Here is a 15,928-nt window from a genome sequence, read left to right as displayed (position 1 = left end):
CAGTCACGCCCCAGGACCACGCACCACCTCGGGAGGCCTCCATGAGCCCGTCACTGACCGTCTACCAACAGCACCACCTGCGCGTCGTGTTCGACCACCACGTCGCCAACCTCTACCCGGCGATGGTCACGGCCAGCAAGGCCCACGTCGTCATGCTCGCCGAGCAGGGACTGATCTCCGACGAGGCCGCCGCGACGATGCTGCGCGGCCTGGTCACCCTCACCGGTGACCGGCCCGAGGAACTGGAGTACGACGGCAGCGTCGAGGACGTCTACTACACGCTGGAGAAGCGCCTCGCCGCCGCGGCCGGCATCGAGGTGTCGCAGCTCAGCGTGCAGCTCGCGCGCAGCCGCAACGACCTCGACGCCGGCGTCTTCCGGATGGTGCTGCGTGACCAGTTGCTCCAGGTGCTCGACGCCCTGCTGGCCACCGGCCGTACCGTGCTGGACCGCGCGGACCGGCACGCCGACGTGGTGATCACCGGCTACACGCACCGCCGCCCGGCCCAGCCGACAAGCATCGGGCACGTCTTCGCCGGCTACGCCGAGGCGCTCGCCGGCGAGGCCGCCGCGTACGCCGGCCTGCTGGACGAGATGAACCGCTCGCCGCTGGGCTCCTGCGCCTTCGCCGGCACCGACCTGGACATCTCGCCGCGCCGGCTGGCCGACCTGCTCGGCTTCGACCAGCTCATCGTCAACTCGTACGAGGCGGTGGCCGGCGCCGACCACCTGGTCCGGGTCGCCACGCTCAACGCGCAGGCGCTCGCCACCGGCGCCCGGCTCGCCCGCACCCTGATGGACTGGCTGAGCTGGGGCTGGGTGGTCACGCCCGGCGAGTTCACCCAGGGCAGCAGCATCATGCCGCAGAAGCGCAACCCGGTGGTGCTGGAACACCTCGTCTCGATGGCCGGCGCCGCCGCGGCCGACGCGGCGAGCGTGCTCAACAACGTGGGCGCCGCCTGGTGGGAGGACTCGAACAACGCCACCACCGACGTGCAGTCCCGGCTCTGGGAGGGCGACGACCGGGCGTACCGCTTCTTCTCCCTGCTCGGTGGCCTGATCGAGAAGCTGGATCCGCAGCGCCCGCCGTCCGGCGAGGAGATCGTCGCCTCCGGCGCCACCACCACCGCGGCGGCCGACGCGCTGGCCCGCCACGGCGTGCCGTTCCGGGGCGCCCACTCGCTGCTCGGCCGGCTGGTCCGCGGCGGCGCGCCGGCGACCTGGACCGAGGAACTGGTCCGGTCCACCGCCGCCGACCTCGGCCTGGCGCTCGACGACGCCGCGGTACGGGACCTGCTGGCCGCCGCGGTCCGCCCCGAACTCGTGCTGCGCCGCGCCCAGGCCGACGGCCCCGGCGAGGCGGCCGTCCGGGACCAGGTCGGACGACTGTCTACAATGCTCGACGCGGTGCAGGAGCGGGCGCAGGCGTTGCGCGAGCGGCTGACCCGTGCCGACGCGGCTCTCGCCGAGGCGGTCGCGGCGAGGGTAGGCCCGTGACGGGGCGGCAGACGCAGCTGGCCGTGGTCGCGGACGTCGTGTCGCGGCGACCACGTGATCTGGACCGACGGCCCGAAGGGCGATCTGACATCACCATGGAACGACCGGCAAATCCGCGCCTGCTCGGCATCGACTTCGGCGGCACCAAGATGGCCATCGGCGTGGGCGACACCGACGGCCGGCTGCTCGTCTCCGAGCGCCTGCCCACGATCGCCGAGCAGGGCGCGCAGCAGGCCCTCTCCCGGGCCCTGGACCGGGCGTGCGAACTCGCCGAGCAGACCGGCGGCACGATCGTCGCGGCGGGCATCGCCTCGCCCGGCGTCGTCCACGACGACGGCATCGAACTGGCGCCGAACGTGCCCGGCTGGGAGCAGTTGCGGCTGGCCGAGGCGGTCCGCGCCCACCTGAACCTGGCGCACGTGCGGGTGACGAACGACCTGAAGGCGGCGGCCCACGCCGAGCTGCGGCTCGGTGCGCTGCGCGACGCCGATCCGGGACTCGTCGTCGGGCTCGGCACCGGGGTGGCCGCGGCGGTGACGGTGAACGGCGAGGTGCTCCCGGGCCGCCACGGCGCGGCCGGCGAGATCGCCTACGGACTGACCGACCTCAGCTGGCCGCCCCGGCTGGAACCGATGCTGGAGGCGACGTTCTCCGGCCGGGCCCTGGACGAGCTGGCGCAGCGCCTCGGCGTCGACGGCCGGGCGGCCGGCCTGTGCGCCGCCGCGGAGCAGCCCGGCCCGGTACGCGAGCAGCTCCGCCTGCGCGTCGACGAACTGGCCCGCCAGCTGGTCACCTGCTGCCTGCTGCTCGACCCGCAGCGGATCGTGCTGGTCGGCAGCGTCGCCGGCAACGACCTGGTGCGGGAGTTGCTGACCGAACGGCTCACGCACACGCTGCCGTACCCGCCGGAGGTCGTGCTGTCGGACTTCGCGCAGGACGCCGCGCTGCTCGGCGCGCTCGCCCTGGCCACTGAGGCCCAGCCCGCCGCGGTCTGACCGCCACCACCGTGGAACGCCGCCGGGCGGGGCGCAGCGGTGCGCCCCGCCCGGTCCGGTGCGGCCGGATCACCTGCGGAACGCGGCTACCGCCTCCTGGATCGCCGGCCCGGTCGCCGAGGACGCCTGCGCCCACGACTCGAACTCCAGGGCGGCGGCGAAACCGGCCGTCTCCGCGGTGCGCACCGACGTCTTGATGTTCCGGGCCAGCGCCGGGTCCAGCGCCGCCCACCGTTCGGCGCGCTCGTGCGCGGCGGCCAGCGGGTCGTCCGCGAGCGTCGCGGCGAGCCCGACGCGTACCGCCTCGGGGCCGTCCACGCTCCCGCCGTCGAGCAGCAGTTGCAGGGCGCGTTCCGGGCCGAGCGCCCGGGTGAGGAACCAGGTGCAGCCCCCGCCGGGGTGCAGGCCGAGCTTCGTGAACGAGGCGATCAGCTTCGCCTTCGGCCCGACGATCCGGGTGTCGCACGCGAGCGCCAGGTTCAGCCCGGCGCCCACCGCCGGTCCCTGCACGGCGGCGATCGTCGGGATCGGCAGCGCCCGTACCCGCAGGAAGCTGTCGTAGACGCGGTGCAGGTCGGCGCGGATCTCCGCGACGCTCCGGCCGGGCTCGCCGAACATGGCGGGCAGGTCGGCGCCGGCGCAGAAGGCCGTACCCGCGCCGGTGACCACGAGCGTGCGGGCGTGCCGGTCGGCCGCCACCTCGGCGATCGCGTCGCCGAGCGCGTCGCGCATCTCCGCGTCGATGGCGTTGCGCCGGTCCGGGTCGTTCAGCGTGAGCGTCCAGCGCCCGTCCGCGTTGTGCAGTTCCACTTTGCTCATGACTCATCCTCCTGCTCGGTCAGCCAGGACCAGACGCCTGCGCTGCCGCGCGGCACCAGCGCCGCGCCGAGCGTGGCGGCCCAGAACCGCTGGGTGCCGTTCTCGTCCCGCCAGGACCAGAGCCTGCGGGTGGACAGGTGCAGCGGGTGCTCGCGGGTCACGCCCATCGCCCCGTGCAGTTGGTGCGCACCGCGCGCCACCAGGGTCGCGGCCCGGCCGGTGAGCACCCGCGCGGCGGCCACCCGCAGCGGGTCCGGGCCGGCCAGCGCGGAGTCCAGCGCGGTGCCGGCCAGCAGCGTGTGCGCGGTCATCCGGGCCAGCGTCTGGCCGACCGCCTGGAACGCCAGCAGCGGCCGGCCGAACTGCTCCCGCGTCGTCACGTGCTGCCGGGTGTGCTCCACAGCGGTCTCCAGCGCGCCGGTGAGCGCGGCGGCGGTCAGCACCGCCGCCTCGGCGCGTACCGTCGCGGCGGGCGCGACGCCGGTGAGCCGCACGCCGTCGGTGACCGGCACGTCGAGCGTCATGTCGTCGCGTGGCTCGGCGGCCAGGTTGCGGCCGGGGGTGACCCGCACGCCGGGGTGGTCGGCGGGCACCACGAACGCGTCGTCGCCCGCGTACACCAGCAATGTCCGCGCGGCGGCGGCCCACGGCACGCGGGCGGCGGTGCCGCGCAGCCGCCCGCCGGTCACCGCGAGCCCGTCGCCGGTCACCACCGTGGCGACGCCGTCGGGCAGGCCGCGACCGGCGGCGGCGAGCTGCCGGGCGGCCAGCACGGTCTCGGCCAGCGGCAGGGAGACGCCGTGGCGGCCCAGCCCGCGTACGAGCGCCGCCAGGTCGGTCAGCGTGCCGCCCGAGCCGCCCGCGCCCTCCGGCACCGACACGCCGGTCCAGCCCAGCCGGTGCACCGTGGACCAGAGCGCGGGCAGGCCCTCCGGGTCGCCGCCGTGCCCGCCGAGCACGTCGTCGGCAAGTTCCCGCAGCTCGTCGCCGCCGTGCCGGGGCGCCCGGGCGGCACCCTTGGCGATGATGGTGCGCAACACCTCGGTGGTGCCGCCGCGGATGGAGAAGCCCGGCGCGGCCAGCAGCCCCTGCGCGAGCAACCCGGCCGGTCCGTCGCCGTCGGGGTCGGGCTCGACGTCGAGCACGGCACGGGCGATCTCGTTGACGTCGGCCTCGAACTCGGTGCCCAGGTCCTTCAGCACCGCCGCCGCGTGCACCGGGGCCTGCCCGGCGTCCAGCTCACCGGCGATCCGCCAGGCCAGGCCGCGCAGCCCGGCCAGCCGGGCCAGCGCCTCGCCCAGCGCGGCGTCCGCGTCCCGCCGCGCGGCGCACGCATCGACGGTGGCGGCCAGCAGCGGGTACGTGCTCAGCACCCGCTCCATCCCGCCGCGCTCGAAGGACAACTGCTCGGTGACCTGCGTCCAGCCGTTGCCGGCGGTGCCCAGCACGTGGTCGCCGGGCACGTGCACGTCGTCGAAGAGGACCTCGTTGAAGTGGTGCTCGCCGCGCAGGTCGACGATCGGCCGGACGGTCACGCCGGGCGCGGACATGTCCACGATCAGCTCGGTCAGGCCCTCGTGCCGGTCGCCGCCGGTGCCGGTGCGGCACAGCACGTACGCGTGCGTGGACCGGTGGGCGTGGCTGGTCCAGATCTTGCCGCCGGTGAGCCGCCAGCCGTCGCCGTCCGGGCGGGCGGTGGTACGCACCGAGGCGAGGTCGCTGCCGGACTCGGTCTCGCTCATGCCGAGGCAGAACGTCACCTTCCCGGCGGCGATCGCCGCCAGGTACCGCTCGCGCAGCGTGGGGGAGCCGTACCGCAGGACGGCCGGGCCGATCTGCCGGTCCGCGATCCAGTGTGCGGCCACCGGCGCCCCGGCGCGCAGCAGCTCCTCGGTGACCACCAGCCGGGCCCGGTTCGAGCGGGCCTGCCCGCCGTACTCGCGCGGCCAGGTCAGGCCGATCCAGCCCCGGTCCGCCAGCGCGCGGCTGAACTCCGTGTCGTACGAGCGCAGCCACGCGTCGCACACCGGTCGGAACCGGTCGCCGTCGCGCCACTCGCCGACCAGGCTCCGCACCTGCCGGCGCAGCTCACCGAGATCGTCGTCAGTCATCCTCTGTCCGTTCCCTTCGCCACTGAGTAGCCGCGTACGGCGGCCCGCCGCAGCACGTCCACGGCCGCGGCGCGTTCGGCGGTGCCGACCGGCGGCCGGGGCACCGCGCCGTCGACCGGTACGCCGAGCGCGGCCAGGTGGGCGCGCAGCACCTCGCCGTCCGCGGTGACCTCCTCCAGCCGGGGATCGGCGCCCAGCCGCACCACGCCCCACCGGGTGTGCAGCCGCACCAGCGCGTCCGGCGCGGGCGCGGCGGTCACGTGCTCGACCGCCCGCACGATCCGGCGCGGATCCCGGGCGCCGTGCAGCAGCACCAGTTCCCGTGCCGCCGCCGCGATGTCGGCCGCGCCGCCGCCACCTGGTAGCCGTACCGTGGGCCGCTCCCGGGGGCCCAGGTACGACGAGTTGATCCGGCCGCGCAGGTCGACGTTGCCGGCGTCGAGCACCACCCGGTCGAACCGGTGTCCCATCGCCAGCAGCACGTCGGCGGTGCCGCCCAGCCAGCCGAACCCGCCGGCGTACGCCGGGTAGTCGGTGGTGCTCGTCGGCACGTCGTCGCCGGGCCGGTGCGCACTGGCGCCGGCCTCGAAGACCTGGCTGAACGGTTCGCCGGGCAGCGCGTACGCGCACTGGCCGGCGAGCACCGGCCAGTGGAAGCCGGTGAACACCCAGCCGCCGCGCCGGAACTCGCGCGCCGCCCGGACCAGGAAGTCCGCGGTGCTCACCGCACCTCCTCGGCCAGCCACCGCCGGAAACCGTCAACGGTGGCCGAGCAGCGGGCGTACCGCTCGTACGCCCGCACGTCCCGCGGGTACCGGCCGACCGCGCCGTCGGGGCGTACCGCGCCGGGGTGTTCGACCACCGTGTCGACGAGCAGCCCGGGGATGCTGATCCCGGCGGCGCGTACCGTCTCGGCGTCGGTGACCTCCTCGGCGACGAGCACCGTGCGGCGGGCCGCCTGGGCGGCGACGAGCACCTCACCCAGCGGACCGCGGATCACCCCGTTGCCGTCTTCGTCAGCCAGGTCCACGTGCACGAACGCCACGTCGGGCCGCTCGGCCCGGACCACCCGGGCCGCCCCGAACGCCGAGTCCACCCGGGACAGCCGGCCCCGGCTCCAGTCCTCGTCCAGGTAGCCGGTGCCGGGCAGGTCCGGCACCGGCATGAACGGCACCCGCCAGGCGCCGGCGGTGAGCGCGGCGGTGAGCAGCCCGAGGCTCAGCTCGTGCAGCGTGACGCGGGCGTCGCCGTCCTGCGCGGCCCGCCGGAAGTTCCAAGCCGGCGCCGGGCCGACCGGGCTCCAGCAGTGGCCGTACGTGGCCGAGCGCAGCACCCCCGCGCCGAGCAGCTGGTCCATCAGCAGCCCGCCGGAGGCGATCACGACGTCCACGTCCCGGATCCGCTGCCGGATCATCTCGTGACCCACGGCGAACAGTTGCGCGCCGAAGTTGCCCAGGTAGACCCGCCGGCCGGGGCCGACGTGCTCGGCGACGGCGTCGGCGAGGGCGCGGCTCACCGGTACGCCTCCGCCAGCATGTGCAGCCCCGGGCCCAGGTGCGCGCCTCCGTCGAGCTGGACGAGCTGACCGGTCATCATGGCGGCGGCCGGGCCGGCCAGGAACGCCACCAGCTCGGCGACCTCCTCGGCGCGTGTCGGGCGGCGCAGCGGCGTGGCCCGGTCCACCAGGTTGTCCCGCACGTGCCGGTCCGCCTCCGCGTCGAGCGCGGCGGTGAGCACCGTACCCGGCCCGAGGCAGTTGAGCCGGATGCCGTCGGCGGCCCACTCCAGGGCCAGCGTGCGGGTCAGCCCGAGCACGCCGGCGCGGGCCGCGACCGCGTGCGCCATGCCCTGCCCGCCGCGTTCCACCCCGGACAGCGACATGTTCACCACCGCGCCGCGGCTGCGCCGCAGGTACGGGTACGCGGCGGTGGTGAGGTGGAAGACGCTGGTGAGGTTCAGGTCGACCACCGCGGCCCAGCCGCGCGCCGAGATCCGCGCGGCGGGGGCGAAGAACTGCCCGCCGGCGTTGTTCACCAGCAGGTCGATCCCGTGGGCGTCGCCCACCTCGGCGACGGTGGCGGCGGTACGGGTGTGGTCGCGGACGTCGCAGACCGCGTACGCGTATCGGCCGTCCCCGCCGGCGGCCTCGCCGGTGGCCGCCCCGCCGTTGGCCAGCTCTCCGGTGGCGGCGAGCGTGTCGGCGTGCCGGCCCAGTCCGGTGACGTGGGCGCCCAGCTCGACCAGGCGTACCGCCACCGCCCGGCCGATGCCGCTGCCGGCGCCGGTGACCACCGCGTGCCGTCCGGCGAGCACACCCGGGCGCAGCACGCGCACGTCGCTGTCGTCGTCCCGCGTCACCGGGCGGCCCTCGCCTCGCCGATCGCCTGCCGCCGCAGCAGTTGCGCCGGCCGGTAGCGGGGGTCGCCGAACGCGTCAGCCATCGACCGCAGGGCCTCGTACACCGTCCCCGCCCCGGCGGACCGCAGCGTCTCGAACGGCCCACGCGGATGGTTCATCGCCAGGCGCAACGCCACGTCCACGTCCTCGGCGGTGGCGGTGCCCTCCTCGACCACCGTGGCCGCCTCGTTCACCAGGCAGTGGGCGAGCCGGTCGCCGACCAGGCCGGGCAGCGCCGGCACCCGCACCGACGGCGCGCCGAGGTGATCCAGCAGCCGGTCGACGAAGGCGGGGACGGTGATGCCCGCTACCGGGTCCTCGACGACCTCGGCGAACACGGCGTCGTCGGCGCGCCGGTGCAGCCGGATCCAGCCGACCTCCGGGGGAAGCACGTCGGCCCAGCCGGCGTCCGAGCTGTCCAGCACCACGTTCTGCCGGGCCGCCAGCCCGGCCAGCTCCGACACCCGCTGCGGGGTCGGCGCGCCGAGGCTGACCACGGGGGCCGCCGGGCCGTTCGGTTGCCCCGGCTGCCGGACCACCCGGGCGTTGGCGTCGCGCGGCGACTCGGTGGCGTAGTCGTAGAAGCCGCGGCCGGCCGCCTTGCCGGTCAGGCCGGCCCGGACCAGGCCGCGCACCTGGGGGATGGGCCGGTAGCGGGGGTCGCCGAACTCGCGCAGCGCGGTCTCCGAGGATGCCAGGTGGGTGTGCAGCCCGGTGAAGTCGAGCAGTTGCAGCGGTCCCATCGGGTGCCCGAGCGCGCCCCGGGCGACCGCGTCCACCACCGCCGCCTCGACGCCCTGCGCCAGGAGGAGCTGCGCCTCGTAGTACAGCGGCCGGCAGATCCGGTTGACGATGAAGTTCGGCGAGTCCCGGCACACCACGGCGGTCTTGCCGAGCGACTCCACGAGCGCCAGCGCCCGCCGCACCGTCGTCGCGTCGGTGGCCGCGCCGACGATCACCTCCACCAGGCGCATCCGGGTGGGCGGGTTGAAGAAGTGCAGGCCGAGCAGGCGTTTCGGGGCGCCGAACGCGCGGCCCATCTCGTTGACGCTCAGCGACGAGGTGTTCGAGGCGACGAGCAGGTCCGGGCCGCCCGCGGCGGCGACCCGGGCGAGCAGGTCGCGCTTGGCTGCCATGTCCTCCAGGATCGCCTCGACCAGCACGTCCGCCCCGGCGAGCGCGGTCTCGACGTCGGCGGCGGCGTCGAGGTCGCCGGTCGCGCCGTCGGCGCGGATCCGCTCCAGGCCGGCGCGGCCCAGCTCGGCGGTGGCGTCGACGACCCGGACGGTGTGCCCCGCCGCGGCGAGGACCTGTGCGATGCCCCGGCCCATCGGGCCCAGGCCGACCACGACGGCGATCACCGGGTCACCCGCTCGATCACGGCGGCGATGCCCTGCCCGCCGCCGACGCACAGGCTCGCCACGCCGTATCGGCCGTCGCGGCGGGCCAGCTCGTGCAGCAGCGAGACGACCAGCCGGGCGCCGCTCTGGCCGGTCGGGTGACCGAGGGCGATTCCGCCGCCGTTGACGTTCACCCGCTCCTCGTCCAGGCCGAGCGCGCGGACGTTCTGCACGATCTGCGCCGCGAACGCCTCGTTGATCTCGAACAGGTCCACGTCGCCGACGGTCAGCCCGGCCCGGCGCAGCGCGAGCGGGATGGCCTCGGCCGGTCCGACGCCCATCATCGTCGGGTCCACGCCGACCGCCGCGAACCCGACGATCCGGCCCAGCGGGGTCAGCCCGTGCCGCCGTACCGCCTCGCCGCTCGCCACCACGACCGCCGCGGCGCCGTCGGCCATCTGGCTGGCGTTGCCCGCGGTGACCGTGCCGCCGTCGGTGAAGGACGGACGCAGCCGGGCGAGCCGGTCCGGTGTGGTGTCGGGGCGTACCGTCTCGTCGCGGTCCAGCTCGTCCAGCGGCAGCACCTCCCGCGCCGCCGCGCCGGACTCCCAGGCCCGGGCCAGCCGCTGGTGGCTGCGCGCCGACCAGGCGTCCTGGTCGGCGCGGGACACCCCGAACTCACGGGCCACCTTCTCCGCGGTCTCGCCCATGCTCATGCCGCAGATCGGGTCGGTGCCGCCGTCGCGCCAGCCGTCCTGGAGCAGGACGTCGCCGCGCCGCACCCCGTCCCAGCGCAGCGTGTACGGCGCCAGGTAGGGCATCGTGCTCATGCTCTCCGCGGCCACCGCGAGCGCCACGTCGGCCTCGCCGGCCAGCACCGACCGGTGGGCGAGCTGCACCGCCTTGAGGCCGGAGGCGCACGCCATGTTGATCGTCTGGGCCGGCACCGGCACCGGCACGCCCGCCGCGAGCGAGATCTGCCGACCCGGGTTCGGGCCGTTGCCGGCCTGGCGGCAGTTGGCGACCACCGTCTCGTCCACCGCCTCGGCGGGCACCCCGGCCCGCGTCAGCGCCTCGGCGCCGGCCAGCCCGCCCAGGCGCACCACCCGTACGTCGCGCAGCGCGCCGCCGTACCGGCCGTGCGGGGTGCGCACGGCGCCGACCAGGAACGCTTGCCTGTCCATCACGGAGCCTCTCGGTCGGCGCGTACGACGCGCTTGCTCTTGTGGGTGCTGCGCGGCAGCGTGCCCTCGGGGACGGTCTCCACCACCGCGCGCACCGTCAGCTCGGCGCGCACGGCGTGCGCCAGCTCGCGGGCCACCCGCTTGTCGTCCCCGGTCACCTCGACGCGCAGCTTGATGCCGGTGAGGTAGCCGGTCGCCGGGTCGGTGACGTCCTCGTCGAGGAGGATGAGGTATTCGCCGCAGGTGCCGGGCGTGGCGCGGACGACCTGCTCGACGGCGGAGGGGAACAGGTTGACCCCGCGTACCACCAGCATGTCGTCGGCCCGGCCGACGACGCCGCCGGGCAGCCGGGCGAGCGTGCGCCCGCACGGGCAGGCCGTGCTGTCGCGGACCACCACGTCGCCGGTCGCCCACCGCACCAGCGGGCTCGCCCGCTTGTCCAGGTGGGTGAGCACCAGCAGGCCGGGGGTGCCGTCGGGCACCGGCTCGTGGGTGTACGGGTCGAGCACCTCGGCGTACGCGAAGTCCTCGGCCAGGTGGCCGCCGGCCTGTTCCTCGCACTCCCAGGCGATCGGCTGGAACTCCAGGCTGCCGTAGCCGTCGAAGCACTTCGCGCCCCACCGCTGCTCGATGTGCGCGCGGGTGGCCGGCACCCCGGCGCCCGGTTCGCCGCCGACCTGGATCCGCCGCACCGGTGAGTCGCGCAGCGGCGTGCCGGCCCGTTCCGCCGTCTCGGCCAGGTGCAGCATGAACGACGGCGTGCCGCCGACGGCTGTGGTGCCGTACCGGAAGATGGTGTCGATCTGACGCTGGGTGTCGCCGGACCCGGCGGGCAGCAGCGTCACGCCGATGCGCTGGTAGCCCGCCGTGGCGCCGAGCCCGCCGACGAACCAGGCGTAGCTGAACAGGCACTGGTAGACGTCGGTGTCCCGCACGCCCTGGCTGTACGCGGCCCGCGCGTACAGGTCGGCCCAACGGTCCAGGTCGTGCGCGGTCCACAGCACCGGGGTCGGGTTCGAGGTGGTGCCGGAGGAGAAGTGCACCCGGCGGCGGTCGGCCACCGGCGCGGCGACGGCGCTGCCCCACGGCGGGTGGGCGGCCAGATCGGCCACGTAGTCGGCCTTGCCGACCAGCGGCAGGCGGCGCAGGTCGGCCAGGTCCCGGACGTCGCCCGGGTGGAAGCCGAGCGCGTTCCACCGGGTGCGGTAGAAGTCGCTGGCAGCGTACACGTAGGACAGCTGCGCCTTCAGGCGGGTGAGCTGGTACGCGGCCAGCCGCTCGCGCGGCCACGTCTCGGCCTCGTGCCAGTGGCGCGCGGAGAACGGCCCGGTCATCGCGGGCTCCGGCGCAGCCCGCCGACGATGAAGTCGGCGTACTCGTCGGCGAGCCGCTGACGGGTGTTGTAGTCGCCGCGCTGCGGGTCGTACCAGAGGCTGATCCAGTTCAGCGCGCCGAGCAGCGGCTTGGTGGCCAGCCGGCTGTCCACCTCGCGGAACACCCCGGCCTGCCGGCCCTCGTCGATGACGTCGGCGAAGATCTGCTCGTACCGGTCGCGCATGGCGATCACGGTCTCCAACGCCTGCTGCTGGGCCGGGGCCTCACCGAGGCGGCGCATCTCGACCGCGCGCATCGCCACCCGCTGGAACGAGTTGCGGGTCATCATCAGCCCGGCGTGGTGGTGCGCCATCCGCCAGAGCCGGGTGGCCGGGTCGAGGCCGCCGTTGCCGGCGATCGGTTCGATGCCGTCGATCAGCTCCTGCATACCGGTGGTGACGATGTCCAGGAAGACGTCCGCCTTCGCCCGGTAGTAGTGGTAGACGCGCCCCTTCGTGGCGCCCATCTCGCGGGCGATGTCGTCGATGGTGGTGGCCGCGTACCCGTTGCGGGTGAACGCGGTGGCGGCTGCTTCCAGGATGTCCCGCCGGCCGGGGGCGGCCGGGCGCGCGGTGGCGTCGTCGTCGGCGGTCATGCGGTGGTCTCCGGTGCGGTGGTGTCGGGTACGACGGCGAGCGGGCGGATCGGTGATCCGGTGCCGCCGCGGATGGACAGCGGGGCGGCGATGAAGAAGAAGTCCCAGACCTCCTCGGCAGCCAGCGGCGCGAGGTTCATCGCCTCCATGATCGGTACGCCGTGGTCGACGAGCAGGTGGCAGTGCACCGCGAGCGCGGGGCTGGGCATGTGCTCGAACGCGATGGTGTCCGCGCCTGCCGCCACCACGCCGTGGTCGGTGAGCCAGCGCGCGCCGCTGACGTCCACGCCGGGTGCGCCGGTGGCGACACCGAGGTACGCGGCGTTGTCCGTCCACTTCTCGTCCCAGCCGGTGCGCACCAGCACCACGGCACCGGGGCGGGGGCGGGGCCGGTCGGCGAACCAGCGCTCGAACAGCTCCGCGCCGACGCCGTCGGCGGGTGTCAGCGGCCGGCCGAGCGCGACTGTCGCGTCCACCAGGTGACCGGCCGCCAGCATCGGCGGCAGCTCGTGCACCGACACGTCCGGCACCCCGCCGGCGTACGACTGGCTCGCGGTGACGTCCACGCCGCCGTACACCTTGCCGAGCCGGGAGACGTGGGCGAGGCCGTCGACGTGGGTGCCCACGTGCCCGCCCGTGGTGATCATCTCGGCGGCGGCGGAGACGCCGTCCGGGTACATGATCTCGCCGTGCCGCTTGGTCAGCGTGAAGCTGTACGGCGGGTGGTTCGGGTGGTGCGGGATGCCTGTGTACATCTGCTGCGCCAGGTCGAACACCCGGGTCGGGCCGGACGCGGGCCAGTCGACGCGCAGCCGCCAGGGCGCGCTCATGCCGCCACCGACGCCTTGATCGCCCGGCCCAGCACCAGCCGCTGGATCTCCGAGGTGCCCTCGTAGATCTCCAGGATCCGCTGGTCCCGGTAGAGCCGCTCGGCCGGGCAGGGCTTGCAGAAGCCGTCGCCGCCGAACACCTGCACCGCGGTGTCGACCGCGCGGTGCGCGACCTCGCTGGCGTACAGCTTGGCCATCGCGCCGAGGATGCCGACGTCGCCGCCCTCCTGGTGCGTCCGGGCCGCCTCGAAGGTGATCATCCGGGCGGCGGTGATGCCGGTGGCGACGTCCGCCAGCGGGAAAGAGATGCCCTGGTTGTCGATGATCGGCCGGCCGAACGTCTCCCGCCGGGTCGCCTCCCGCGACGCGACGTCGAAGCCGGCCAGGGCGACGCCGAGCGACTGGGCCGCGACGCTGATCCGCCCGGCGGACAGCGTCTGCATGGCCAGCCGCATGCCCCGGTTGAGGTCGCCGAGCACGTCGCCGTCGGGCACCCAGGTGTCCAGCTTGAGGTTGCTGGTGAGCGTCCCGCGGATGCCCATCTTGTCCTCGTACCTGTCGATGACCACGCCGTCGGCGTCCTTGTCCACCAGGAACGCGGTGATGCCGCGGGTGCCGGCCTGCGGGTCGGTGAGCGCGAAGACCACGTAGTACCGCGATGCGCCGCCGTTGCCGATGTAGATCTTCTCGCCGCGCAGCCGCCAGCCCGCGCCCTCACGCTCGGCGGTGGTGCGGATCCGGGCGGCGTCGCTGCCGGCGCCCTCCTCGGTCAGCGCGAAGCTGATCGCCTCGCCCCGGGCCAGACCGCCCAGGTAGCGCTCGCGCTGTTCGGGGGTGCCGGCCAGCACCAGCGGGGTGGCGCCCAGCGCGTACGCGGTGAGGATCGCGCCGGTCGACGGGCAGGCGCGGGAGACCTCCTCGATGACCGCGCAGGCGGTGACGAACGACGCGCCCCGCCCGCCGTGCTCGCGCTCCACGAGCAGCCCGGCCAGCCCCTCCTCGACGAGCACCCGAACGCTCTCCCACGGGTAGCGCTGCTCCCTGTCGAGTTCCTCGGCCAGCGGCGCGAAGTGGCGCGCCGCCACGTCCCGGGCGAGGTCGCGCCAGTGGCGTCCCTCGTCGTCCAGGCGTGGCTCCCAGATCACGGACACGTGGTGCCTCCCGGTTCTCCGGCGCGGGCCGGTCGTTGCGCGCCGCGCCATACCGTTGCGTATGTCGAGATGTCTAGGCGGTGCTTGTTGTCGGTGTCAAGCGCATCCCGGATGCTGTTTTCCCTTGTAAAGCCGGGCATCCTGCGACGGCAGCGCGGATCTTGACGACATACCCGTGAGTATGTTCGCCTGATGCGGACGACAGGGAGGTGATCCGTGGAACCCGTCGGTTACGCGGTACACGACGCGGTGGCGGTCGCCACCATCGACCGGCCGCAGACACGCAACGCGCTCAGCGCCGACGTCCTGCGCGCGCTCGCCGCGGCGATGGACCGGGCCGAGGCCGACCCGGAGGTACGGGTGCTGGTACTGACCGGCGGCCCGCGGCTGTTCGCCGCCGGCGCCGACATCCGCGAACTGCGCCGGACGTCCCCGGCCGACTACCTGCTCTCCGAGCGGCTGGAGTGCTGGAACCGGTTCGCCCGCTTCGGCAAGCCGGCCGTCGCCGCGGTCGCCGGATACGTCCTGGGTGGCGGGTGTGAGCTGGCCATGACGTGTGACGCGGTGGTCGCCGCCGACTCCGCCGTGTTCGGCCAGCCGGAGATCAACCTCGGCATCATCCCCGGCGCCGGCGGCACCCAGCGCTGGGCGCGTGTCGCCGGCCGGTTCCGGGCCGCCGAACTGGTGCTGGGTGGCCGGCTGGTGGACGCCTGGACCGCGCAGCGGATGGGCCTGGTCAGCCAGGTGGTGCCCGCCGAACGGGTGGTCGAGGCGGGGATCGCGCTGGCCGCCTCGATCGCCGCCCGCAGCCCGGTCGCGGCCCGCCTCGGCAAGCAGGCCCTGCGTACCGCCGAGGAGGTCGGCCTGACCGCCGGCCTCGCCCACGAGCGTTCGCTGCTGCTGACGCTGCTGTCCACCGACGACCACATCGAGGGCATCGACGCGTTCCTGGAGAAGCGTCCGGCCCGCTTCACCGGCAGATAGGAGAGACACGTGACGCAGGTACACGAGGCCACCGACCCGGGCGCCGGCGAACGGCTCGGCCCGGCCGCCCGCGCCGACCTGCTCGACGCGCTCAAGCGCCACGCCCGTACGCCGGGGGAGCCGCTGCTGATCCGCGTGGAGGGCGACGCCTGGCGGCACGAGCCGGACGACCTGGCCCAGCCGGTGGTACGCGGACAGCTGCACGAGCTGGTGCTGCGGATGCACGCAGCGCCCGGCCCGGTGATCGTCCACGTCGACGGCGCGGTACGCGGCCTCGGGCTCGGCCTGGCGCTCGCGGCGGACCTGCGCGTCGCCGCGCCCACCGCCACGTTCGGCACCGGCTCGCCCGCGGCGTTCCTGGCCGGCGGCGCCGGACGGCTGCTCGCCGGTGTCGCCGGCACCGGCGTGCTGGCACACCTGGCCTGGACCGGCGCCACGCTCGACGCCGAGGAGGCGCTGCGGCACGGCCTGGTCGGGTCCGTGTCCGCCGACCCGGACGCCGGGGCCGCGCTCGCCGCACGGGTCGGCGCGATCGGCGCGGGCACGGCGTCCGCGCTGGCCCGCGCGCTGCGCGGCCGGGACCGGCCGGAGCTGACCGCCGCGCTGGACTACGAGTCCTGGCTGGCCGGCGTCGGGTGAACCGGGGCGGGGG

15 protein-coding genes are annotated in these 15,928 nt (G+C 75.2%); 4 read left to right on the top strand and 11 right to left on the bottom strand.

Features of this window, described 5'->3' with window-relative positions:
• Window positions 1-41: 41 nt before the first annotated feature.
• Both O7611_RS17020 and O7611_RS17015 read left to right on the top strand, forming a co-directional pair.
• Window positions 42-1,496 (top strand): argininosuccinate lyase, encoded by a 1,455-nt coding sequence (locus O7611_RS17020; protein ID WP_194798991.1) that lies wholly within the window; start codon window positions 42-44, stop codon window positions 1,494-1,496.
• Window positions 1,497-1,591: 95 nt separating this feature from the next.
• The gene (locus O7611_RS17015; RefSeq protein WP_194798992.1) at window positions 1,592-2,491 is read left to right on the top strand and encodes an ROK family protein; all 900 of its coding nucleotides are present in this window, start codon (window positions 1,592-1,594) and stop codon (window positions 2,489-2,491) included.
• 69 nt (window positions 2,492-2,560) lie between these two features.
• On the opposite strand, the gene O7611_RS17010 is transcribed toward O7611_RS17015, so the two are convergent.
• From O7611_RS17010 to O7611_RS16960, 11 genes are read right to left on the bottom strand one after another with little or no spacing between them, the layout of a single operon-like run.
• Entirely contained in the window at window positions 2,561-3,310 is a 750-nt protein-coding gene (locus tag O7611_RS17010) for an enoyl-CoA hydratase (RefSeq protein WP_269697197.1), read from the bottom strand.
• Window positions 3,307-5,421: an acyl-CoA dehydrogenase family protein gene (locus tag O7611_RS17005; RefSeq protein ID WP_269697196.1), complete on the bottom strand. Its 2,115-nt coding sequence runs from the start codon at window positions 5,419-5,421 to the stop codon at window positions 3,307-3,309. The genes O7611_RS17010 and O7611_RS17005 overlap by 4 nt, the downstream gene beginning before the upstream one ends.
• Window positions 5,418-6,146 carry a co-chaperone HscB gene (locus O7611_RS17000; protein ID WP_194798995.1) on the bottom strand — a complete coding sequence of 243 codons (729 nt, stop codon included), beginning with the start codon at window positions 6,144-6,146 and terminating at the stop codon, window positions 5,418-5,420. The genes O7611_RS17005 and O7611_RS17000 overlap by 4 nt, the downstream gene beginning before the upstream one ends.
• Window positions 6,143-6,937, bottom strand: a complete 795-nt coding sequence (locus tag O7611_RS16995) for a CoA transferase subunit A (RefSeq protein ID WP_194798996.1) — start codon at window positions 6,935-6,937, stop codon at window positions 6,143-6,145. The genes O7611_RS17000 and O7611_RS16995 overlap by 4 nt, the downstream gene beginning before the upstream one ends.
• A complete protein-coding gene (locus O7611_RS16990) occupies window positions 6,934-7,779 on the bottom strand; it encodes an SDR family oxidoreductase (protein WP_194798997.1) in 846 nt (281 codons plus the stop codon). Before O7611_RS16990 ends, O7611_RS16995 begins: the two co-directional genes overlap by 4 nt.
• A complete protein-coding gene (locus O7611_RS16985) occupies window positions 7,776-9,179 on the bottom strand; it encodes a 3-hydroxyacyl-CoA dehydrogenase NAD-binding domain-containing protein (RefSeq protein ID WP_194798998.1) in 1,404 nt (467 codons plus the stop codon). Before O7611_RS16985 ends, O7611_RS16990 begins: the two co-directional genes overlap by 4 nt.
• Window positions 9,176-10,342 carry a thiolase family protein gene (locus O7611_RS16980; RefSeq protein ID WP_194798999.1) on the bottom strand — a complete coding sequence of 389 codons (1,167 nt, stop codon included), beginning with the start codon at window positions 10,340-10,342 and terminating at the stop codon, window positions 9,176-9,178. The genes O7611_RS16985 and O7611_RS16980 overlap by 4 nt, the downstream gene beginning before the upstream one ends.
• Window positions 10,342-11,676 (bottom strand): phenylacetate--CoA ligase family protein, encoded by a 1,335-nt coding sequence (locus tag O7611_RS16975; RefSeq protein WP_194799000.1) that lies wholly within the window; start codon window positions 11,674-11,676, stop codon window positions 10,342-10,344. Before O7611_RS16975 ends, O7611_RS16980 begins: the two co-directional genes overlap by 1 nt.
• Window positions 11,673-12,311: a TetR/AcrR family transcriptional regulator gene (locus O7611_RS16970; protein ID WP_194799001.1), complete on the bottom strand. Its 639-nt coding sequence runs from the start codon at window positions 12,309-12,311 to the stop codon at window positions 11,673-11,675. The genes O7611_RS16975 and O7611_RS16970 overlap by 4 nt, the downstream gene beginning before the upstream one ends.
• Window positions 12,308-13,141: a cyclase family protein gene (locus O7611_RS16965; RefSeq protein ID WP_194799002.1), complete on the bottom strand. Its 834-nt coding sequence runs from the start codon at window positions 13,139-13,141 to the stop codon at window positions 12,308-12,310. The genes O7611_RS16970 and O7611_RS16965 overlap by 4 nt, the downstream gene beginning before the upstream one ends.
• Window positions 13,138-14,292 carry an acyl-CoA dehydrogenase family protein gene (locus O7611_RS16960; RefSeq protein ID WP_194799003.1) on the bottom strand — a complete coding sequence of 385 codons (1,155 nt, stop codon included), beginning with the start codon at window positions 14,290-14,292 and terminating at the stop codon, window positions 13,138-13,140. Before O7611_RS16960 ends, O7611_RS16965 begins: the two co-directional genes overlap by 4 nt.
• Before the next feature lie 216 nt (window positions 14,293-14,508).
• Between O7611_RS16960 and O7611_RS16955 the strand changes: the two genes are divergently transcribed.
• Together O7611_RS16955 and O7611_RS16950 are read left to right on the top strand one after the other, a co-directional pair.
• Entirely contained in the window at window positions 14,509-15,276 is a 768-nt protein-coding gene (locus tag O7611_RS16955) for an enoyl-CoA hydratase-related protein (RefSeq protein WP_194799004.1), read from the top strand.
• Window positions 15,277-15,285: 9 nt separating this feature from the next.
• Window positions 15,286-15,915, top strand: a complete 630-nt coding sequence (locus O7611_RS16950; protein WP_194799005.1) for an enoyl-CoA hydratase/isomerase family protein — start codon at window positions 15,286-15,288, stop codon at window positions 15,913-15,915.
• Window positions 15,916-15,928 lie beyond the last annotated feature (13 nt).

The organism is Micromonospora sp. WMMC273 (genome assembly GCF_027460285.1).
GTDB classification, from domain to species: domain Bacteria; phylum Actinomycetota; class Actinomycetes; order Mycobacteriales; family Micromonosporaceae; genus Micromonospora; species Micromonospora aurantiaca.
This window is presented reverse-complemented; position numbering and strand designations above follow the sequence as displayed.